This is a genomic window from Rhizobium lentis (genome assembly GCF_014200175.1).
GTDB lineage: Bacteria > Pseudomonadota > Alphaproteobacteria > Rhizobiales > Rhizobiaceae > Rhizobium > Rhizobium mulingense.
On the sequence record NZ_JACHBD010000009.1, the window covers coordinates 188822 to 209557 of the forward strand.

Below are 20736 nucleotides of genomic sequence, written 5' to 3' on the forward strand. Positions count from 1 at the left end.
ATCAGCCTATAAGCTGATATTCATTTCATAAAATCAGTCTGCGACATGATTTTGTTGTCGCTGCAAGAGGTGTGAATGATGAAGGGCGAGGTGCGACAACGAGCGCGGAAACGGCTTGATGAACGTCTTAGGGCGTTGCAGCCTGCGGAAAACTTCAGAGCGCCCCCCAAAGGTTGGGTTCGCGCATTGAGAGACGCACTCGGCATGACCGGAGCCCAACTCGGTTCCCGGATGGGGATCCGGCCGCAGACAGTGGAAACGATCGAGAAGTCGGAGGCATCAGGAACGATCCAGCTTGGCACCTTGCGCCGCGCAGCCGAGGCGCTCGACTGCACCCTCGTTTACGCACTGGTCCCGAATACGTCACTCGAGATCGCGCTCAATGAACGGGCGAGAAAGATCGCGTTGCGCGAACTTCAGCGGGTCGCGCATACGATGCGCCTGGAGGCGCAGGGAACCAATGACGCCGATCTTGAGTCCCGTGTCCAGGCCTACATCCGTGACCAGCTTTCCGAGCGCGATCTCTGGTCAGAGAAATGACCGACCTCTTCCAAGAACCCGAGGACGCAACACCGCTTGAACCGCAGGAACGCGAGGGTCTGCTTCAGAGCTGGATCACGCATCGAAACGACCTCAATGAGGCCGAACAGGAAAACATCGTCAAGGGCGCGGCCTGGGTCCGCGGACGACGGCACATGTCGGTCGACAGGATGCTGACGGGAGACTTCATACGCACATTGCACCGACGCATGTTCGGCGAGGTTTGGCAATGGGCAGGTCGCTTCCGGGCGAGGGAGCGTAACATTGGTCTTCAGGCTTACCGCATCCCGGTCGAGCTCGCGGCTTTGCTTGCCGACGTGCGATACTGGGTCGAGCATGAGACCTTCGCGACGGACGAGATCGCAATCCGTTTCCACCATCGTCTGGTCGCCATCCACCCGTTCCCAAACGGCAACGGGCGTCATGCGCGGCTGGCGGCCGATCTTCTCGTGGAAAGACTGAACGAAGAGCCTTTCAGTTGGGGAAGCGGGAGCCTCAGCGACATGGGCGAGCTCCGCAGGCGCTATGTCGCGGCGCTTCAGGCCGCCGACAATCACGACATCGGTCCCCTTCTCGAATTTGCCCGCAGCTAAACGCGAAGCTCCTCGTTCCACTGAAATCTTCAAACGCCCAGCAGCAGAGTCCGCCCTACCAGGCGGCCTCCGCTTGCGGTACTTCTCTCAGCGTTGATCGAGCCCGTCAGCCAGCCGGATTAGACCGAGGAAGTCCGATCTGTAGCCGAAGGCATCCGTCCCCCGCGATGCTGCAGCGAGATCGACAATCGCCTGATAGGGATAGGCATCGAGCGCACTGGTGCGGCTCAATTTCTGGCCGAAGGCCGCGACGGCCACCGAGAAGCGAACGTCCTGCGGCGCGGAGTCAACGGTGGCGACCGTATTGCGGTCGTCGACAGGCGTGGTGATGAGGGCGCTCTTGTCCTCGCCCGGCCGCTTGTAGCGCATCTTGACGAAGGCAAGCTCGCCCTGATGCGCGCTGCCCGATGTCTCGGCCGGTACTTTGTCGGGCACGCCGTAACGCAGCTCGTCATTCATGACCGCTGGGCTTCCCTTGGGCGTGATCTCGTAGATCGCCGTGACGCTATGGCCGGAGCCGATATCGCCGGCATCGACGCGGTCATTGTTGAAATCCTCGCGTTTGAGCGCCCGCGTCTCGTATCCGATCAGCCGGTATTCTGCGATGCGTTCCGGGTTGAACTCGACCTGGAACTTGACGTCCTTCGCGATCGGAAACAGCGTTGAACCCGCTTCTTCGACCAGCGTTTTCTGCGCCTCCGCCAGCGTGTCGATATAGGCGGCGCTGCCATTGCCGTTCTGGGCAAGCGTCTGCATCAGGGAATCGTTGAGATTGCCGCGGCCGAATCCGAGAACAGTGAGGAAGATGCCGTCCCTGCGCTTCTCCTTGATGATCCGCTTCAGATCCTCGTCGCTCGACGGGCCGACATTGAAGTCGCCGTCCGTCGCCAGCATCACCCGATTGACGCCGTCCTTGACGAAGGCCTTTTTGGCAAGATCGTAGGCCGCCTCGATACCCTCGGCGCCGCCGGTCGAGCCTCCAGCCTCCAGCCTGTCGATTGCCGAGAGGATCTTCGATTTCTCCGCCACCCGCGTCGGCTCGAGTACCGTGCCGGCATTGCCGGCATAGGTGACGATCGAGACGGTATCGTCGGCCTTCAGCCTGTTGATCAGCAAGCGGAAGGCGCTCTTCAGCAGCGGCAGCTTGTCCGGTTCGTCCATCGAGCCCGAGACATCGATCAGGAAGACCAGATTGGCGTGCGGCGCGGTCGCCGGCGCGATGTCGTAGCCCTTGATCGCCACATGCATCAATTCCGTGTCGTGGTTCCACGGTGTCGGCATCACGGTCACGGTCGCCTTGAATGGCTGCTCGGCATTTTCAGGCCTCGGCCAATCATAGGGGAAATAATTGATCATCTCCTCGACGCGAACCGATTGCGGATCGGGCATTGCCCCGCCGGTGAGCGACCGGCGGACGAAGGAATAGGAGGCGCTGTCGACATCGGCGGAGAAGGTCGAGATCGGATCGGTCGCGACGCTCTTGATCGGATTGGCCGCAGCATTGGCAAAGCGCTCGCGGCTGGAATCGACTTGAACCTGCATACGGCTTTCCGTCGGCGGAGCAGGCGAGGGGGCGACGGCCATCGGCTCCGCCAGCTGCTGCTGGGGAGCAACGGCACTTGATGCATCGGAGCGTTTGTCCCCTTCGGGCATTGTACCTCCCCGCTTATTTAAGAGGGCGGAGATGTCGTCGGAATTGAAATCAGATTTCCGCTCCGCGACCGCCTGCTCCTTGTCCTGCAAGGCTTGAGCGCTGTCGGCCGCCGAGGATTGAGGCAGCCGGTTCTCTTCGGTCACCGCTTCGGAAAGCGCGGGCGCGGCCGGCCGGCCAGTCGGTATCGGCACTTCCTTTTTCGAAACGGTGCCGGCGATGTTTTCCTGGTCGATGATCGGTTGGTTGCGGGTCAGCTCGCGGGTGAGATAGCCGGCGGCGGGAATGACGAGCAGCGTCGCAAGGGCTGAACCGGCGAGGAATTTCTTATTCACAGCAGGGCTCCATATCCAGTTGATGATGGAGCTTGGACGCCAGCCTTTCGCATTTCCTTGGGCTGCCGCTGCATTATTTCCTGCGCTGTCGAAGGCCTGCATCGCCGCGGCAAGGGCGCGCGCACGCGCCTCCGGATCGGCTGCCGGCGGTGTGAGGCGGGAGAGCTTTTCGAGTTCCTTGTCCATCATACCTCTTCCTTGCCGAGCATGGCCTTCAGCCTCTTGCGCGCCTCGTGGACCTGCCAGGACACGGTCGTTTCCGAGCAGCCCATGATATCGGCGGCCGCCGAATGGCTGAGGCCTTCGCCATAGACGAGCAGCACGGCGTCGCATTGGCGTTCCGGCAAAGCGCGCACGGCCGCCCATAATGCGCTCGACAGCTCGTCGTCGTTTCCGCCCGGCGCATCCTGCTGCGGTTCGGCGGCGTACGCGCGGAATGTCTGCTCTTCCCGCGCAAGTCTGCGTCTATGGTCTCGGGCGGCGTTGAGCGTCAGCGTGTAGAGCCATGTCCTGAAGCGGCTGGCGCCGCGAAAGCCGCGGATGGCCGCACCGAGCTTGACGCAGACCTCCTGGGCGATATCGTCAGCGTCGGTGGAACTGCCTGACCATCGCCACGCCGTCGCGTGTACGAAATCATAATGACGCGAGACCAGTTGCCCGAAGGCCTCCCGGTCACCTCCCTGCGCTCGTTCTATGAGCTCCGCATCCAATGCGCACCTACCCCCAAGCTATCAAGCAAGATGCTATTTCGGAAATGAGACGTTTCTCCCGTGGCTTTCCTTGGGTCGACGCCAAAAAAAATCTTGCGAATTTTGCATTCGGCTCAAAATAATCGAGCGCCGCGACATCCTCGGGTCGCTACCGGACAGATCGGTTCCATTGCAACGGCGCAAGATGACGGCAGAGTCGGCCAGGGACATGGATCTGCATGTTCCAAATCGAAAGGACCCTCAATGTCCGCTCCAACGCCTGTCCCCACCGAAAAGGGCATCCTGCAATTTCTCGCAATTTGCGATGCTTTTTATCCGCCGGATGCGATTGAGGCGTCGATCGAGCAGCAGCGGCATTGGTACGATGCTCTTTGCGCGCGTTTCGACCGCCCGCTCCCCCCGGATATGATCTTTGCGGACGGCATGGTTCAGCGCATCCCGATCAGGCGCTACCGTCCGCGCAAAATCGTCACCCGCACCATTCTGCTCTATCTTCATGGCGGCGGTTTCGTCGTCGGTTCGCTTGAGAGCCATCATGCCATCTGCGCCGAGATCGCCGATTTCGCTGGTGCGGAACTCGTCTCGGTCGATTATCGGCTCGCGCCCGAACATCGCTGGCCGGCGCAGGCGGATGACGGCTTTGCCGTGCTGAAACATCTGCTTTCCGCCGGGAGCAAGGTCGTGCTGATCGGCGACAGCGCCGGCGGCAATCTTGCGGCCGGCCTTGCCTTGCGCGCGCGCAATGAGGAGCTATCAGGCGTCGTCGGCCAGGTGCTGATCTACCCGGCGCTCGGCGGCGACCTTGCCGCAGGTTCCTATGTCGAAATGGCTGCGGCGCCTGGCCTGACAACGGCGGATGTCACCTATTATCGCACGATCCTGCAGGCGCCTGACAACAACGAGGTCGCCGAGCCGCTGCAGGCACCGTCACTTGCCGGGCTGCCGCCGGCCTTCATCACCGTCGCGCATTTCGATCCGCTGCGCGATGATGGCCGCCAATATGCCGCCCGGCTGGCGGCGGAGGGCATCGAGGTCTCGTTCCGTGAGGAGCCGCAGATGGTGCATGCCTGGCTGCGCGCCCGCCACATGAGCGATGGCGCCAAGGACGGCTTCCGCGCGGTCTGCGAGGCCGTCCGGCATTATGCAACCGCCTGACGATCACATCAGGTCGCGGGCGATCTTCTTTTCCGCGAAGACTTTTTCAAAGATCTGCACGTCGTCCTCGAAAGCCGTGACGATGGCGCTGATGATCCAATCGGTCGCCGTGCAGGCAATCCGCGCAGTCGCGACGGTGCGGACGAACCAACCGGGGCGCCGCATGTCGCAGGTCCAGGTCGAAATCCCCGTCATCGACAGCGGATCATCGGGCGACATCGACCAGACTTCCTCCCGCAACTGCCGGGTCGACAGGCCGGTCTCAGGATGCTCATAGAGCCCGGTTTCCTCATGAATGCGGTATTTCGTGCGGTTCGACGAGAGGTCACGGACGACCTGTCGTTTGGTCGCGGCGGCGGCATGCTCGATATATTTCGGCAAAGGATCGGGATTGGCCGGCTCTTCGACTTCAATGCTCCTGTGTTCGCCAAGCATCGGCAGCCCAAGACCAAGTGAGGCGATATCGATATCGATCCCCCCGTCTTCCGGCGGCGGCAGGATCATCGGCCAATAGGCGGTGGAAAGCGAAAGGCGGATGCGATGGCCCTTGCGGAAGCGATAACCGCAGGCATCGAGCACAAGCCGGAGCGGCACAGTCTCGCCCGCGGTCAGTGGTTTCGGATCAGCGTTGCCGTCGCGATGGGTGAGGTTAAGGACGCCGAAGGCGACCCGCGTCGCCGTGCCGTCGGGATGAACATCGACGAGCCGGGCGCAAAGATTTCCGCTCGTTGCCCGGGATCGCAGCGCAAGCGTCAGCACCGGCCGGCCGAGATAGTCGTGATCCCGTGCCAGCGGCACCGTATCGAAGACCAGCGAGCCGGCGTCGTCCGAGCGTTGATCGATCGCCATTTCGGCGTCGGGCTTAAGGGTGAAATATTCACCGGACGCCGTGCCGGTATCGAGCGGAGAACTCAGATAGACGGGATGCTCCGGCGCATGCGGAATCGGCATGCCCTCCGTCAGCCTGCCGAACTGCTCCACATAGAAGCATTGCATCTTCGGCGGCGACCAGCTGTCCTTAGCCACCCAGAAACCAGGATCGCTGTCACGCCGCGGCGCCGGGCGGACGGCATCAAGAATATAGGCGCGGGCCTGCGGCAGCCTGTTGATTCCGTTATCTTCGCCACGCAGCCATTTGTTCCACCAGGCGATCGCTTCGGCATGGAAATCGGCGCGCGGTTTCGGCCATGCGAAATGCGGATATTTGTGCACCCAGGGGCCGATCAGCGCCTTCGCCTTCTCGCCCAGACCCTCGACCGCCATGAGGGGTGTATTGCGATAGCCGTCGGCCCAGCCGGCAATCACAAGCGTCGGGATCTCGATGCTCGAAAAGTCTTCTGAGATCGAGCCGTGACGCCAGAAATCATCGCGCCGCTGATGGGCCAGCCACTCCTCCATGAGAAAGGGTTCGCCTGCCAGGCGCTCGAGCCACATCTCCTTCCAGCGCTCGCCGACAAGTGCGGGATCCGGCGGGCGCGACTGGTAGCCAAGCATCGTCGCCGCCCATGAGAGCTGGGCGGAGAGATGGCAGCCGTTCTTATAGTGGATGTCATCATTGTAGCGGTCGACGGTCGAGGCGATCGAGATGACAGCTTTGAGCGCCGGCGGGCGCAATGCCGCGACCTGCAGGCTATTGAAGCCGCCCCAGGAGATGCCCATCATGCCGACCGAGCCGTTCGACCAGGGCTGCGCGGCGATCCAGGCGATCAGCTCGCAGGCATCGGCAAGCTCGCGTTCGGTATATTCGCCGTCGATCACGCCGTCGGATTCCCCCGATCCGCGGATATCGACCCGCACGCCGGCAATGCCGGCGGCGGCGAACACCGGATAGGTCGACTCGTCCCGTGGGCTGGTGCCGTCGCGCTTGCGGTAGGGTAGGAATTCAAAGACTGCGGGAACGGGATCCTGCTCGGCGGCGTCGGGCATCCAGATGCGCGCCGCAAGCCGCGTTCCGTCCTTCAGGGTGATCCATTCATTCTCGATGGTGGTGAAGCCGCGCGACGTCATGTCTGTTCCCTTTCAATGACCGGCGCTTTCCATGCGCCTGGTCGCAAGCACGCGTTCCAGCCAGCCGATTTCCATTTCCGGTACGGATTTCAGAAGCAGATCGGTGTAGTCGTCGAAGGGCGGCGATAGCGCCGTCGATTTCGGCCCGAACCGCACCAGCTTTCCGCGATGCATCACCGCCACGCTGTCGGCGATCGCCCGGACGATCGCGATGTCATGGGTGATGAAGACATAGGAGAGCTGCTCTTCCTCCTGCAGGCGCAGCAGCAGTTTAAGGATGCCCTCCGCAACCAGCGGATCGAGCGCCGAAGTCGGCTCGTCGCAGAGGATAAGCTCGGGCTTGGCGGCAAGGGCTCGGGCGATCGCAACGCGCTGCTTCTGACCGCCGGAGAGTTCGGCCGGGTAACGATCGATGAAGCCGTTACCCATTTCAATCTGATCGAGCAGTTCCTTCACCCGTGCGGTTTTCGCCCCACCCCTCAAGCCGTAATAGAAGGTCAGCGGCCGGCCGATGATGTCACGCACCGTCTGGCGCGGGTTCATCGCCGTATCGGCCATCTGATAGATCAGCTGGATGCGCCTGAGATCGTCGTTCAGCCGGCTCTTGAGAGCCGGCATCAGCGCCTTGCCGTCAAAGACGACGCGACCGCCGCTCGGCGGCAAGAGCCCGGTAATGACGCGCGCCAAGGTCGATTTGCCTGAACCGGATTCGCCGACGACGGCGAGCGTTTGTCCCTTCGGCACATGCAGCGAGACACCATGCAGCACCTTGAATCCGTTGGAATATTCGGCGCTGACATTCTCTACCTTGAGAAGCGCCGCGGACTGGTCGGCGGCTTCCTCCCGATAGGCTTGCCTGACATTGACCAGCGCCCGGGTATAGTCCTGTCGCGGCGCTTCGATGATCTGCTGAACGCTGCCATATTCGACCTGCTTGCCATGGCGCAGAACCATGATGTCGTCGGAAATCTGGGCGACGACGGCAAGGTCATGGGTGATGTAGAGGGCGGCAGTATGGGTCTCCTCGATCGCATGCTTGATCGCCGCCAGCACGTCGATCTGCGTAGTCACGTCGAGGGCCGTTGTCGGCTCGTCGAAGACGATGAGTTCAGGATTCGAGCAGAGCGCCATCGCCGTCATCGCGCGCTGCAGCTGACCGCCGGAGACCTGGTGGGCGAAGCGCTCGCCGAAGGTCTCAGGATTGGGCAGGCCGAGCACGCGGAACAGATAAAGCGCCCGTTTGCGCGCCTCCTCCCTGCTCATCAATCCATGCTTGACGGATGCTTCGATCACCTGATCGCCGAGCCTATGCGCCGGATTGAAGGCGGCGGCAGCCGATTGCGCGACATAGCAGACCCGTGCACCACGGATTTTCCGGATGCCGTTCTTGTCGAGCGTCAGGATATCGATGCCGTCGAGCTGCACCTCCCCGCCGGTGATTTCGGCGCCGCCTCGGCCGTAGGCGAGCGCCGAGAGGCCGATCGTCGACTTGCCCGCGCCCGACTCTCCGATCAGGCCGAGAACCTTGCCCTTCTTGAGGTCGAAGGAAACGCCGTCGACGATCGTTACTCGCTTTGGCGGCTCGCCCGGCGGATAGCTGGTTGCTTCGATCTTCAGATTGCGAACGGAAAGAAGCTCAGGCATCGCCGCGCCCTCCCTTGAGGCTGGATGTACGTTTCAGCAGCCAATCGACGACAAGGTTGACGCAGATGGCAAGCGTCGCAATCGCCGTGCCCGGCACCAGTGCTGCCGAGATGCCGAAGATGATGCCATCCTTGTTGTCCTTGACCATGCCGCCCCAATCGGCCGCCGGCGGTTGAATGCCGAGGCCGAGGAAGGACAACGTCGAGAGGAAGAGGATCGAGAAGGCGAAGCGCAGTCCGAACTCGGCTAGCAGCGGCGACAGCGTGTTCGGCAGGATCTCGCGGAAGATGATCCAGAGCTTGCCTTCGCCGCGCAGCTTGGCCGCCTCGACGAATTCCATCACCGCCACATCGAGCGCCACGGCGCGGCCGAGGCGGTAGACGCGGGTGGAATCAAGGATCGCCATGACCAGGATCAGGACAATCATATTTTGCGGCAGGACGGCAAGCACCACGAGCGCGAAGATCAGCGTCGGGATCGACATCATCAGATCGTTGAAGCGCGAAAAAACCGTGTCGACGATGCCGCGCGAGACAGCGGCGGTGAAGCTCAGGATCACGCCGAGCGAGAAGGAGATGATGGTGGCCGCGGAGGCGACCAAGAGCGTCGTGCGCGCGCCATAGATCAGCCGCGAGAGGATGTCGCGGCCGAGATTATCGAGTCCGAAGATATATTTGTCGTCAGGCAGCTGCCAGACGTCGCCAACGACCTGGGTCTCCCCGTAGGGCGCGATCCAGGGCGCGAAGAGCGCGAAGATAAAGGCGATGGCGATGCCCGCCATGCCGATCCAGGCGGTGATGGGAATGTCTCTTGCTCTCATCGCGGATGCCTCAGCCTTGGATTGGCGACGATCGCGAGGATATCGGCAATCATGTTGAGGAAGATATAGACGGCCGCGAAGATCAGGCCGCAGGCCTGCACGACCGGCATATCGCGCACGGTGACCGCGTCGACCATATATTGCCCCATGCCGGGATAGACAAAGACCACCTCCACGACGACGACGCCGACCACGAGATAGGCGAGGTTCAATGCGACGACATTGATGATCGGCGCCAGCGCATTTGGGGCGGCGTGCTTGACGATCGAGCGGAAGGCGCTGAGACCTTTAAGCTCCGCGGTCTCCATATACGCCGACGACATGACGGAGAGAATGGCGGCCCGGGTCATGCGCATCATATGCGCCAGCACGACGAGCACCAAGGTCGCCGTCGGCAGCGCGATCGCCTTTAGGCGTTCGAGGAATCCCATGCTGTCATAGACGGTCGCCGGAAAGGTGGCCACGCCGAACTTCACGGCGAAGAAGAGGATCAGCAGATAACCGATGAAGAATTCCGGCAGCGAGATCGCCGCAAGCGAGATCACGTTGATGATTTTATCCGGCATGCGGTTGCGGAAATGCACCGAAAACATGCCGAGGCCGACAGCGAGCGGCACTGAAATCACCGCCGCGAAACCTGCCAGAAAGAGCGAATTGCCGAGGCGCTTGCCGATCTGTTCGCTCACCGAATTCTTGCTGGCCCAGGAGGTGCCGAAGTCGCCCTGGACGGCATTGCCGAGCCACTCGACGTAACGTGTCATCACCGGACGGTCCAGCCCGAGGTCCTGGCGGATATTGGCAACAGCCTGCGGCGTTGCCGACTGGCCGAGATAGGTGGTGGCAAAATCGCCAGGCAGGGCTTCGAGCCCACCGAAAATCAGGATGGAAACCGCAAAAAGCAGGACGATGCTGAGCACGAAGCGCTCGAGGATGAGGGCAAGCAACGGAAAACGCTGCCGGAGCCTCAGACCCGGCAAGATATTGCTTGGGGCAGGATTGGTCATGGCAAATGCCTTTGGCTAAAACGTCGGGAGGACCGCGGGTTTTCTCCCCACGGTCCCAGCTTCGTCGGAGGTCGGAGGGGCGATGCGCCCCTTGCCATCAGGCGTCCAGCCAGACGCGGGTTGCGACGTAACCGTTCGACATGTCGTTGCCGATATCGTGGACATACCCCTTCACCTGCTTGGTGGAGGCGTTCACGAAGTCGTTGAACATCGGCAGGATCACGCCGCCTTCATCGCGCACCATCATCGCCATGGTGCGGTACATCTCCTTGCGCTTGGCTTCATCAAGCTCGGAGCGGGCCTGCAGCAGCAGCTTGTCGAAATCGGGACGCTTGAACTTGGTGTCGTTCCAGTCCGCCGTCGAGAGATAGGCGGTGGAATACATCTGATCCTGCGTTGGACGGCCGCCCCAGTAGGAAGTCGAGAAGGGTTGGACGTTCCAGACATTGGTCCAGTAGCCATCGCCGGGCTCACGCTTGACCTCGATCTCGATCCCGGCCTTCTTGCAGCTTTCCTGATAGAGCACGGCCGCGTCGACGGCGCCGGGGAAGGCGACGTCGGAAGTGCGCAGCAGCACCGACCCGCTATGGCCGGATTTCTTGTAGTGGAAAGCGGCTTTATCAGGATCGTAGACGCGCTGCTCGATGCCTTCGGGAAACAGCGCGTAGGTGGCGTTGATCGGGAAGTCGTTGCCGACCTTGCCGTAACCCCCGAGGATCTTCTGCACCATGGTTTCGCGGTCCATGGCGTATTTGAGCGCCAGGCGCAGGTCGTTATTGTCGAACGGCGCCTTGTCGCAATGCATGATGAAGACGTAATGGCCGCGGCCGGCGGTCGAGAGGATCTCGACATTGGGCGCGCGTTTCAACAGGTTGACGGTCTTCGGATCGACGCGGTTGATGTAGTGCACCTGGCCGGACGATAGTGCGGCGATACGGGCGGTGGCGTCGTTCATGCCGATGATCTCGATCGAATCGACATAACCACGGTCGCTGCGCCAATCGTCTTTATTTTTCTCGAAGGTGGCGCGAACGCCAGGTTCGAAGCTCGTCAGCTTGTAGGGACCGGTGCCGATCGAGGCCAGCGAATCGTCGACGCCGCCATTCGGCTGGATGACCAGATGGTAGTCGGAGAGCAGCAGCGGCATGTCGGCATTACCTTCGCTGAGCGTCAGCACGAGGTTGCCGCCGTCGGCCTTGATCTCCTTGATCGAGCCGAGGACACCGAGCGCTCCGGATTCCGACTTCTTGTCGGTGTGACGCTTCAGCGTCGCAACGACGTCGTCGATCGTCAGCTCCTTGCCGTCGTGGAACTTGACGCCCTTACGGATCTTGAAGGTCCAGGTCACCGCGTCTTTCGAGGGCTCCCAGGATTCGGCAAGTGCGGGCACGGCGGCACCCGTCAACGGGTCGGATTCAACCAGCATGTCGCCCCAGCAGCGGCCGACGCAGAACATGAACTGCGACAGGAATTTCGCCGGATCCTTGGAATCGGTGGCGGCACCGCCTTCGAGGCCGAGTTTCAGATGGCCGCCGCGCTTCGGTTCGGCGGCTTCGGCGCTTTCAGTGAAGAGCTTGTCGGCGACGGCAAGTGTGATGCCGGCCGCCATGGCGCGCCCCATGAATTCGCGGCGGCTGAGCCCGCCCGCGGTGACGCGGCTTGCGAGATATTTCGTATAGTCGTTCATTCCCCAGTTCCTTCTTTATGGTGCGTTGACAGAACTTCCGGGCAGGATCGCAGACGGTTTCCTCTCCGCCTCCGGTGCCCGCATCATGCGGGAAAACACTGCGGTTGCTGCCGCCTCCTCATCGTCCTTTCCAAACAGGGTTTCGCTTCTCGGCGAAGGCGCGGGCGCCTTCCAATTGGTCTTGGCTCGAATAAAGCATGTCGACCGTCGCAAACTGCCGCTTGGTGATCTTGTTCATGGCAGTCTGGAACGTCGACCCCTCCGCTTCGCGCACGATTTCCTTGATGGCCGCATAGACGAGCGGCGGCCCGCTTGCGAGCAGGCGGGCAAGCTCCCAAGCTCTCTCCATCAGCCTGTCGGCCGGCAGGACCTCGTTGACGAAACCCCAGCGATGCGCCTCGTGAACGTCGAGCCAGCGTCCGGTCAAAAGCATGTCCATGGCGATGTGATAGGGGATGCGTTTCGGCAGCTTGATCGACGCCGCATCGGCAACCGTTCCCGAGCGAATTTCCGGCAGGGCGAAACTCGCATGCTCGGCAGCGATGATCAGGTCGGCCGAAAGCGCGATCTCTAGTCCGCCGCCGCAACAGATGCCGTTGACGGCTGCGATGACGGGCTTGTTGAGGTCGCGCAGCTCCTGCAATCCGCCGAAGCCGCCCACGCCGTAATCGCCGTCGACCGCATCGCCTGATGCAGCAGCCTTCAGATCCCATCCGGCGCAGAAGAACTTTTCGCCGGCCCCCGTCACGATGGCGACGCGCAACTCAGGATCGTCACGAAAATCCCGGAAGATCAATCCCATGGCACGGCTGGTCGCAAGGTCGATGGCGTTCGCCTTCGGCCGCTCGATGACGACTTCAAATACGCCGTCGTCACGTCGTGTGCGAATATGCTCGCTCAAACCTGTGCTACCTCCTTCGCCGTATGAGGGCATCAACTGCAGCAACACCGCGACCTTCGGGAAGAACCATCAAGGGATTAAGGTCCAGTTCCTCCAGGCGCACCGCATTCGTTACGACATATTCTGCCGTAGCTGCGACAGCGTCGACAACGGCTTCGAGATCGCCTTTCGGCCGCCCGCGATAGCCGTGAATTAATCTAGCAATCTTGAGACGCGAAATCGCAGCATAGATCTCGGTTTTCGTCGCGGGAAGCGGCAGGATGACGGAATCGTCGAGCAGTTCGACGAAAATACCGCCCGCTCCCAATGTCAGCGACAAGCCGAAGACCGGATCGCGGGTGGCGCCGACGATGAGTTCCGCGACAGGAGGACCGATCATCTTCTCGACGAGATAGCCGGCGTCGCAGGCCATTGCCGCCGCCGCATCCGATACTGCCTTCGCATCCTTTAGATTGAGCACGACAGCTCCGGCCTCGGTCTTGTGCGCAATGCCGAGACCCTTGAGAACGACTGGGAAGCCGAGCCGTTCGGCCTGCTCTGCAGCTTGGCGGGAAGAAAAAGCCTGCAGCCCCCAGGGAACAGGGAGGCCGCAGGCGGCAAGCTCGGCCTTCGCCTCGCTCTCCGTGAGCGTCTCGATTTCACCGACTATGGGGGCGACGTCGAGCAGCGGCAGGGGAGGCGGGCTATTCCAAGCTAGACCAATGCCGGCGGCGACTTCCGCCGCAGTGATAGTTTCATCGATACCGGCGAAAGCGACGACGCCATTGGCCATCAGCCGGTTGGCGACCGGCTCCGGCATGTTCTCGGGGAGCGTCGCGAGCAGGCCGGCGAGCGCGCCGGTCGCAGAGGCCGCGGCAATGACGGCATCCGCCGTCGTTGCCCATTCGGACGCATCGCAGCGGTCGCCGCGAGGGAAATCGAGGACGACGAGATTGATGGCAAAGCCGCCTTCGAACATGGCAGTGAAGGCTTCGGTCTGCCGGACAAAATCGCCCCATACAAAGGTGTGATAGTCGAGCGGATTGGAAAGCGTCACCATCTCGCCGAGAACTCGCCGCAGACGCGGCAGCTGTTGTGGCTGCAGCGCAGCGAATTCAACATTGCGGCCAACGGCGGCGTCCGCCATCAGAGAAGCCTCGCCGCCCGAGCAACTCATGGACGAGATCGAATGGCTGGCGAGCGGACCTGCGACATGCAGCAGCTTCAGGGATTCCAGCAAAGCCGGCAAGGTCTGGACGCGGCCGAGGCCGAGGCGGGCCAGCACGGCATCGGCCACCGCATCGCTGCCCGCGAGCGAAGCCGTATGCGAGACGGCCGCATGTTTTGCCTGCTCGGACCTGCCGACCTTGAGAACGACAACGGGCTTCCTCGACCGGCGGGCAATGGCGGCCAGACGTTCAAGTGCAGCAAGATCGCCAAAGCCCTCAACGTGAAGGCCGACTGCCGTCACACGCGGATCCTCCATCAGCGCGCAGGCGACATCGGCGAGCGACGTCTGCGCCTGATTGCCTGCGGTAATCATATAGGCGATCGGCAGCCCGCGGGTCTGCATCGTGAGATTGATGGCGATGTTGGAGGACTGCGTCAGGATCGCGACACCCTGTTCGATCCGCTGCATGCCGTGCTGGTCGGGCCATAACAAGGCGCCGTCGAGGCCATTGATCAGCCCGTAGCAGTTCGGCCCCAGGATCGGCATGTCGCCGGCAGCCTCCACAAGAGCCTGCTGCAGTTCGGCGCCGTTGGCAAGTTCCGCCGTCGCCTCGCGGAATCCGGATGCATAGCAGATCGCGCCGCCCGCGCCCGCCGCAGAAAGGCGACGCACGATCTCGACGGTGAGCGTCCTGTTGACGCCGACGAAGGCGGCGTCCGGGACCGAAGGCAGGTCCGAGACGGAGCGATAACATGGCCGTCCGAGCACCTCATCGAGGTTGGGATGGACGGGCCAGATTGCGCCTGAGAAGCCCATTCGATCGCATTGCTCGATCACCCTGCGCGCCTCGCGGCCGCCGAAGACGGCGATCGTTTGCGGTCTGAGCAGGCGGTCGAGACGGCTGGATGTCATCGGCTCACGCTCCCAGGGGCCGAAGCAGGTCGCGGCTGATGATATGCCGCTGGATCTCGGAGGTGCCGTCCCAGATGCGCTCGACGCGGGCATCGCGCCAGAAGCGGGCAAGCGGCAGGTCATCCATCAGGCCCATGCCGCCAAAGATCTGGATAGCCTCGTCCGTCACGCGGCCGAGCATCTCGGAGCCGTAGAGCTTGGCCGAAGCGATCTGGCGGTCAGCGGCAAGACCGGCGTCGAGCCGCCAGGCGGCCGCAAGCGTCAGCCAGTCGGCCGCGTCGATCTCGGTGATCATGTCGGCGAGCTTGAACGACACCCCTTGATTAGCCCCGATCGGACGGCCGAACTGCTTACGTTCGGCGGCATAGGGCAGAGCCATCTCGAAGACGCGCCGGGCTCGGCCGACGCAGGTGGCGGCAACCGTCAGTCGCGTGCCGTAAAGCCACTGATTGGCGATATCGAAGCCACGGTGAGCCTCGCCGAGCACCTGAGCCTGAGGTATGCGGCAATCTTCGAAGCTGAGCGTGCAGTTGTGGTAGCCGCGATGCGAAACGGAATCGTAGCCCTTGCGGATTTCGAACCCTGGCGTGCCACGATCGACGAGGAAGGCGGTGATTTTCTTCTTGATGCCTTTCGGCGTTTCCTCCTCGCCGGTGGCGGCAAAGACGATGACGAAATCGGCGACATCGGCATGCGAGATGAAATGTTTCGTGCCGTTAAGCACGAAATCACCGCCGTCGCGGCGAGCAGTGCACTTCATGCCGCGCATATCGGAACCGGCATCCGGCTCGGTAATGGCAAGCGCATCGATCTTCTCGCCGCGCACCGCCGGTAGTAAATAGCGCTCGCGCTGCTCGCCCTCGCAGGCCATCAGGATGCCGGAAGGCCGGCCGAAGAAGACCGTCAGGCCCAGCGAGCCGCGCCCGAGCTCCCGCTCGACCAGCGTGAAGGTGACGTGATCGAGGCCGGCACCGCCGACCTCCTCGGGAAAATTGCAGGCGTAAAAGCCGAGCTCGATGCATTTGCGCTGGATCTCGCGGCCAAGCTCCGGCGGGACCATCCCGGTCCGCTCGATCTCGTTCTCATGCGGATAGATTTCGGTCTCGACGAAGGCGCGGACCGTCTCGACGATCATCTCCTGTTCCTGGCTGAGAGCAAAATCCATATCGTCCTCCTACCGCCTCTGGCCGACGTGACGGCCGGCGCCCTCGGGCAGCGCCAGTTCCGCATGGGACGCGGCAATCGCCTTCACCCTGTCGAGCACCGCGGCCGGCGCCGCGACCGCCTTGCCCGCCTTGCTGTCGACATGCAGCAGCATCTGCTCGGCAGTTGCGATGAGCTCGCCCGTCGCCGTGTCGTGCAGGGTGTGGAAGACATGCAGCCGTTTCTCGTCGGCGCTCAGGATCTGGCAGGCCGAATGGATCGCCTGCCCGAGCTTCGCCTCGCCGAGATGGCGGATGTGGCTTTCCACCGTATAATAGCTGTGCCCCGCCTCGACATAGGCAAGGTCGACGCCAACGAGACGCAGCAGCGCATCGGACGTATCGCCGAAGACCTGAAGATAGCGGTGCTCGGTCATATGGCCGTTATAGTCGACCCAGGCGGGGCTCACCTTGGTTTCGACAAGCCGTAGCGACCTCGAAGGATCGGCTGGCATGGCCTCGCCTCCGCCTTCTGCCCAGAGCGTTCGCTCGAAGTCCTTGAGCAGCTTGCCGGCGCCCCAGCCCTTGCCGCCATCGCCGCCCTTCAGCGCCTGCAGAATGCCGACGAGATTTTCGTCGCGGATGCGTTCGAGTTCGCGGATTGAAAGGCCCGCCGCCTGCTCGTCGGATTGCCGGCCGATCTTTTCGATCAGCGCTTCGTCGAGATCGACGACATCGGTGAGCTTGGTCCAGGGCCAGGCGAGGCAGGGGCCGAACTGGGCGAGGAAGTGACGCATGCCGGCCTCGCCGCCGGCGATGCGGTAGGTCTGGAACAGGCCCATCTGCGCCCAGCGCAGGCCGAAGGAATAGCGGATGACGTCGTCGAGCGTCTCGACGGTGCAGATATCGTCGTGGATAAGCCAGAGGGCCTCGCGCCAGAGCGCTTCGAGCAGCCGGTCACCGACGAAGGCCTCGATCTCCTTGGCGATGTGGACGCCCTTCATGCCGATCGGCGGCAGTCTTTCCATCGCCGCCCGGATGGTCGCTGCCGAGGTCTTCTCGCCGCCGACGATTTCGACGAGCGGCAGCAGATAGACCGGATTATAGGGGTGAGCGACAAAGAGGCGTTCGGGATGCCTCATATCGCGCTGCAGATCGGTCGGCAGCAGGCCCGAAGTGGAAGAACCGATCAGGGCATCCGGGCGCGCAGCCGCATCGATCTCGGTCAACACGCCACGCTTGAGGTCAAGCCTTTCGGGCACGCTTTCCTGGATCCAGTCGGCGTCAGTGACGGCTTCCACCAGCGTCTGGCAGAAGCGGAGCCTGCCGCGCGGCGGCAGTGGCGCACCAGTCAGCATGGCATAGGCTTTTTCGGCATTTGCGATCACTTCGCCAACGATACGGCTCGCCTCCGGATGCGGGTCGAAGACGTCGACGTCGATGCCGGCGAGCAGAAAGCGGGCGATCCAGCCGCCGCCGATAACGCCGCCGCCGATACAGGCCGCTTTGCTGATCTTGGTCATGATATCCTCAGCGCTTCGTCAGCTTCAACTTCTTGCGTACATCTTCCGGTCCGATGATCCGCGCGCCCATGCCTTCGATCACCTGCACCGCCTTTTCGACGAGCTGCGCATTGGTGGCGAGCTGGCCCTTGCCGACGAAGAGATTGTCTTCGAGGCCGACGCGAACGTTGCCGCCGGCAAGAACCGCTGCCGCCGGGTAGGCCATGGCATTGCGGCCGATCGAAAAGGCCGAGAAGGTCCAGCTCGGAGGCACGTTATTGACCATCGCCATGAAGGTGTTGAGATCGTCGGGCGCGCCCCATGGAATGCCCATGCAGAGCTGGATCAGCACCGGGTCTTCGATCAGGCCTTCCTCGGCAAGCTGCTTGGCGAACCAGAGATGGCCGGTGTCGAAGGCTTCGATCTCCGGGCGCACGCCGAGATCCGTCATCTTCCTCGCCATCGCCCGCAGCATGGCCGGCGTGTTAGTCATCACATAGTCGCCGAGGTTGAAGTTCATCGTACCGCAGTCGAGCGTGCAGATCTCCGGCAGGCATTCGGCGACATGGCTGACTCGCTCGCTGGCGCCCGCCATGTCAGTGCCTGTCTGATTGAGGGGTAGGGGGCTTTCGACATCCCCGAAGATCAGGTCCCCGCCCATGCCGGCCGTGAGATTGAGGACAACGTCGATATCGGCCGAGCGGATGCGCTCGGTGACTTCCCTGTAGAGATCGTTGCGGCGGCTGGCGGCCCCCGTTTCCGGATCGCGGACATGGCAGTGAACAACGGCCGCCCCAGCCTTGGCGGCGTCGATCGCGGAATCCGCGATCTGCTTGGGAGTGATGGGAACATGGCTGGATTTGGAAACCGTATCGCCGGCGCCCGTGACGGCGCAGGTGATGAAGACATCGCGGTTCATCGCTAGAGGCATGATTTTGTTCTCCCGTCTTGTCAAACATTACGCGACACGATGGCCGGAGATGCTTTGCATTCTCGGAAGCCACTGATACAGTATCGGAACAATGGGAGGCGACCTTGCTGCAGCGATCGACGGAACGGCTCGATATCGATCTACTCGTCCTTCCGGAGACGAACCTGATCCTGATCGCGTCGGTCATCGAGCCGCTGCGCGGCGCCAACCGCATCGCTGGCAGCGAACTCTATCGCTGGCGGCTCTTGACGCCGGACGGAACGCCGGTCCCGACCACCAGCCATATCGCCATCCCGGCTGAGGGCACTTTCCGGGCGACGACAGAGGAGATGCCGCTGTTCGTGCTGGCCAGTTACAACTGGCGACGCAGCGCCACACCGGCGCTGAAGATGCAGCTCTCACGGGCAGCCCGCTACCGCACCAACATCGCTGGCATTGAGTCCGGCACATGGCTGCTCGCCGAAGCAAGCCTGCTCGACGGACTGCCGGCGACCGTCCACTGGGAAGACTACGAGGATTTCGCCCTTGCCTATCCCGAGGTCAGGGCCGTCAAGGATCGTTTCGTCATCGACGGCAAGCGGCTGACGACATCAGGTTCGCTGCCGACCGTGGACCTAATGCTGGAGGTGATCCGGCGGCGGCAGGGTTATTCGCTGGCGCTCGAAGTCAGCCGGCTGTTCCGTTACGAGCAGCCTTCCTTCCACGCCGACGAAATGCTTTCCGCCGCTTCGGCGGGGCTGCGCGCGCACGATTCGCGCGTGACGCAGGCGGTGCATCTGATGGAGGAGCATATCGAGCAGCCCCTGATTCTTGCGCGGCTTGCCCGCAGGGTCGGGGTCAGCGCCCGGCATCTGCAGGATCTCTTCCAGCAGAGCATCGGCGCGCCGCCGCATGTACATTATCTCGCGCTGCGCCTGAACACAGCGCGCCGCAAGGTGATCGAGACGACGGCCTCCTTCGCCGACATCGCGGCCGCGACCGGCTTCAATTCGGCCTCGGCCTTTGCGAGAAGCTACCGGGCGAGTTTTTCAGAAAGCCCGTCGGAGACGCGGCGCCGCCTGCGCCGCCGCATCATACCATCGGCACCGTCATAGGCTGGAATGCGTCGCGCAGCATGTCGGCCAGTTCCCGCACCGCCTCACTGGAGCGAAAACTATTGCGGCGCAGTACGACCTTCGAGGAATCGACCGGCGGAAAGCCATCATCGGCGGTCAGTTCGCGGCAGCTGGGCGGAATGCTGCTGCGGGAAAGCGTCGTGACGGCGAGGCCGGCGATCACGGCATTCTTCAGCCCCGAACCGGTATCGGCGATGAAGGCGATCCGGTAGCTGCGGCCGATCTGCTCCAGCGAGCGCAGCGCAAAATCGCGTGACCAGGTCGAGTTGCGGTAGGTCGCAACCGGCAGGGGATCGATGTCGTGCAGCCGATGTACCATCGACGTGACCCAGACGGTCGGATCGACGCAAAGAACCTCGCCCTTGTTCTGGTCGCTCCAGTCAAAGACGACGGCAAGATCGAGTTCGTCCCGTTCCAGGGCGGCGAGGTTGCGGACCGTATAATCGCAGGAGACGGTAACTTCGACTGCCGGATGGCGAACCGCGAAAGCCGCAAGCGCTGCCGGCAGCACCGTCTGGCTGTATTCCTCGGGAATACCGATGCGCACCGGCCCGTCGAGCGGCTTGCTGCGGATCGTCGCGGCTGCCTCGTTCAGGAGATCGATGACCCTGCGGGCATAGGGCACGAGCTGGATGCCCTGGCGCGTCAGCAGCACGCCGCGGGCGCCGCGCTCAAAGAGGTTTTCGCCGATCGCGGCTTCGAGCCTCTTGATCTGGGTGCTGACCGCAGATTGCGTCCGCCCGATGCGCTGGGCGGCCGCCGAAAAGTTCGACGTCTCGACGACAACAAGGAAGGTTCTGAGAAGGTCACTTTCAATCGGCTCTTGCATTGGCAGCCATAGAAAAGATCGATGACAGCTATCACTACTATTCGTTTGTCTAATGTCAATTCGTGGCGCAGAAATGAGCGGCGTTCGACTTCCTTCTTTGAGAATCTC

At 62.5% G+C, this 20736-nt stretch carries 17 protein-coding genes; 4 read left to right on the forward strand and 13 right to left on the reverse strand.

Features of this window, described 5'->3' with window-relative positions:
- The first annotated feature begins 78 nt into the window (after positions 1-78).
- Both GGI60_RS21365 and GGI60_RS21370 read left to right on the forward strand, forming a co-directional pair.
- A complete protein-coding gene (locus GGI60_RS21365; protein WP_183918561.1) occupies positions 79-540 on the forward strand; it encodes a mobile mystery protein A in 462 nt (153 codons plus the stop codon).
- The gene (locus GGI60_RS21370) at positions 537-1133 is read left to right on the forward strand and encodes a mobile mystery protein B (protein ID WP_183918402.1); all 597 of its coding nucleotides are present in this window, start codon (positions 537-539) and stop codon (positions 1131-1133) included. The genes GGI60_RS21365 and GGI60_RS21370 overlap by 4 nt, the downstream gene beginning before the upstream one ends.
- 87 nt (positions 1134-1220) lie before the next feature.
- On the opposite strand, the gene GGI60_RS21375 is transcribed toward GGI60_RS21370, so the two are convergent.
- Together GGI60_RS21375 and GGI60_RS21380 are read right to left on the reverse strand one after the other, a co-directional pair.
- Positions 1221-3308, reverse strand: coding sequence for a vWA domain-containing protein (locus tag GGI60_RS21375; RefSeq protein ID WP_183918401.1), 2088 nt, complete (start codon positions 3306-3308; stop codon positions 1221-1223).
- Entirely contained in the window at positions 3305-3829 is a 525-nt protein-coding gene (locus tag GGI60_RS21380) for an RNA polymerase sigma factor (protein ID WP_183918400.1), read from the reverse strand. Before GGI60_RS21380 ends, GGI60_RS21375 begins: the two co-directional genes overlap by 4 nt.
- 243 nt (positions 3830-4072) lie before the next feature.
- Between GGI60_RS21380 and GGI60_RS21385 the strand changes: the two genes are divergently transcribed.
- Positions 4073-4984, forward strand: a complete 912-nt coding sequence (locus GGI60_RS21385) for an alpha/beta hydrolase (protein WP_183918399.1) — start codon at positions 4073-4075, stop codon at positions 4982-4984.
- A 3-nt stretch (positions 4985-4987) separates the two neighbouring features.
- Here the strand turns inward: GGI60_RS21385 and GGI60_RS21390 are convergent, their stop codons facing one another.
- The 10 genes from GGI60_RS21390 to GGI60_RS21435 form a co-directional block, all read right to left on the reverse strand.
- Positions 4988-6991, reverse strand: a complete 2004-nt coding sequence (locus GGI60_RS21390; RefSeq protein ID WP_183918398.1) for a CocE/NonD family hydrolase — start codon at positions 6989-6991, stop codon at positions 4988-4990.
- 12 nt (positions 6992-7003) lie between these two features.
- Positions 7004-8635: an ABC transporter ATP-binding protein gene (locus tag GGI60_RS21395; RefSeq protein WP_183918397.1), complete on the reverse strand. Its 1632-nt coding sequence runs from the start codon at positions 8633-8635 to the stop codon at positions 7004-7006.
- Positions 8628-9455 (reverse strand): ABC transporter permease, encoded by an 828-nt coding sequence (locus GGI60_RS21400; RefSeq protein WP_183918396.1) that lies wholly within the window; start codon positions 9453-9455, stop codon positions 8628-8630. The genes GGI60_RS21395 and GGI60_RS21400 overlap by 8 nt, the downstream gene beginning before the upstream one ends.
- Positions 9452-10459, reverse strand: coding sequence for an ABC transporter permease (locus tag GGI60_RS21405; protein WP_183918395.1), 1008 nt, complete (start codon positions 10457-10459; stop codon positions 9452-9454). The genes GGI60_RS21400 and GGI60_RS21405 overlap by 4 nt, the downstream gene beginning before the upstream one ends.
- Positions 10460-10556: 97 nt before the next feature.
- On the reverse strand, positions 10557-12146 hold the full coding sequence (locus tag GGI60_RS21410) for an ABC transporter substrate-binding protein (protein WP_183918394.1): 1590 nt from the start codon (positions 12144-12146) through the stop codon (positions 10557-10559).
- A gap of 118 nt (positions 12147-12264) precedes the next feature.
- Positions 12265-13047 (reverse strand): carnitinyl-CoA dehydratase, encoded by a 783-nt coding sequence (locus tag GGI60_RS21415; protein ID WP_183918393.1) that lies wholly within the window; start codon positions 13045-13047, stop codon positions 12265-12267.
- Positions 13048-13054: 7 nt separating this feature from the next.
- Positions 13055-15109 carry an acetate--CoA ligase family protein gene (locus GGI60_RS21420; protein ID WP_183918392.1) on the reverse strand — a complete coding sequence of 685 codons (2055 nt, stop codon included), beginning with the start codon at positions 15107-15109 and terminating at the stop codon, positions 13055-13057.
- 4 nt (positions 15110-15113) lie between these two features.
- Complete coding sequence (locus GGI60_RS21425) at positions 15114-16274, reverse strand: acyl-CoA dehydrogenase family protein (protein WP_183918391.1); 1161 nt, start codon at positions 16272-16274, stop codon at positions 15114-15116.
- Positions 16275-16283: 9 nt separating this feature from the next.
- Positions 16284-17774: a carnitine 3-dehydrogenase gene (locus tag GGI60_RS21430; RefSeq protein WP_183918389.1), complete on the reverse strand. Its 1491-nt coding sequence runs from the start codon at positions 17772-17774 to the stop codon at positions 16284-16286.
- Positions 17775-17781: 7 nt separating this feature from the next.
- Positions 17782-18684 carry a 3-keto-5-aminohexanoate cleavage protein gene (locus GGI60_RS21435; protein WP_183918387.1) on the reverse strand — a complete coding sequence of 301 codons (903 nt, stop codon included), beginning with the start codon at positions 18682-18684 and terminating at the stop codon, positions 17782-17784.
- A gap of 104 nt (positions 18685-18788) precedes the next feature.
- Between GGI60_RS21435 and GGI60_RS21440 the strand changes: the two genes are divergently transcribed.
- Complete coding sequence (locus tag GGI60_RS21440) at positions 18789-19778, forward strand: GlxA family transcriptional regulator (protein WP_183918385.1); 990 nt, start codon at positions 18789-18791, stop codon at positions 19776-19778.
- Here GGI60_RS21440 and GGI60_RS21445 read toward each other — a convergent pair.
- A complete protein-coding gene (locus GGI60_RS21445) occupies positions 19756-20628 on the reverse strand; it encodes a LysR substrate-binding domain-containing protein (RefSeq protein WP_183918383.1) in 873 nt (290 codons plus the stop codon). The two genes, GGI60_RS21440 and GGI60_RS21445, sit on opposite strands and share 23 nt — an antisense overlap.
- Between the last annotated feature and the right edge of the window lie 108 nt (positions 20629-20736).

Excerpts from the sequence above, each read along its gene's own strand:
- GGI60_RS21375 (WP_183918401.1), bottom strand. The coding sequence starts at position 3,308 with ATGATGGACAAGGAACTCGAAAAGCTCTCCCGCCTCACACCGCCGGCA.
- GGI60_RS21385 (WP_183918399.1), top strand. The coding sequence starts at position 4,073 with ATGTCCGCTCCAACGCCTGTCCCCACCGAAAAGGGCATCCTGCAATTT.
- GGI60_RS21425 (WP_183918391.1), bottom strand. The coding sequence starts at position 16,274 with ATGGATTTTGCTCTCAGCCAGGAACAGGAGATGATCGTCGAGACGGTC.
- GGI60_RS21365 (WP_183918561.1), top strand. The coding sequence starts at position 79 with ATGAAGGGCGAGGTGCGACAACGAGCGCGGAAACGGCTTGATGAACGT.
- GGI60_RS21405 (WP_183918395.1), bottom strand. The coding sequence starts at position 10,459 with ATGACCAATCCTGCCCCAAGCAATATCTTGCCGGGTCTGAGGCTCCGG.
- GGI60_RS21410 (WP_183918394.1), bottom strand. The coding sequence starts at position 12,146 with ATGAACGACTATACGAAATATCTCGCAAGCCGCGTCACCGCGGGCGGG.
- GGI60_RS21435 (WP_183918387.1), bottom strand. The coding sequence starts at position 18,684 with ATGCCTCTAGCGATGAACCGCGATGTCTTCATCACCTGCGCCGTCACG.
- GGI60_RS21430 (WP_183918389.1), bottom strand. The coding sequence starts at position 17,774 with ATGACCAAGATCAGCAAAGCGGCCTGTATCGGCGGCGGCGTTATCGGC.
- GGI60_RS21420 (WP_183918392.1), bottom strand. The coding sequence starts at position 15,109 with ATGACATCCAGCCGTCTCGACCGCCTGCTCAGACCGCAAACGATCGCC.
- GGI60_RS21445 (WP_183918383.1), bottom strand. The coding sequence starts at position 20,628 with ATGCAAGAGCCGATTGAAAGTGACCTTCTCAGAACCTTCCTTGTTGTC.
- GGI60_RS21370 (WP_183918402.1), top strand. The coding sequence starts at position 537 with ATGACCGACCTCTTCCAAGAACCCGAGGACGCAACACCGCTTGAACCG.
- GGI60_RS21395 (WP_183918397.1), bottom strand. The coding sequence starts at position 8,635 with ATGCCTGAGCTTCTTTCCGTTCGCAATCTGAAGATCGAAGCAACCAGC.
- GGI60_RS21400 (WP_183918396.1), bottom strand. The coding sequence starts at position 9,455 with ATGAGAGCAAGAGACATTCCCATCACCGCCTGGATCGGCATGGCGGGC.
- GGI60_RS21390 (WP_183918398.1), bottom strand. The coding sequence starts at position 6,991 with ATGACGTCGCGCGGCTTCACCACCATCGAGAATGAATGGATCACCCTG.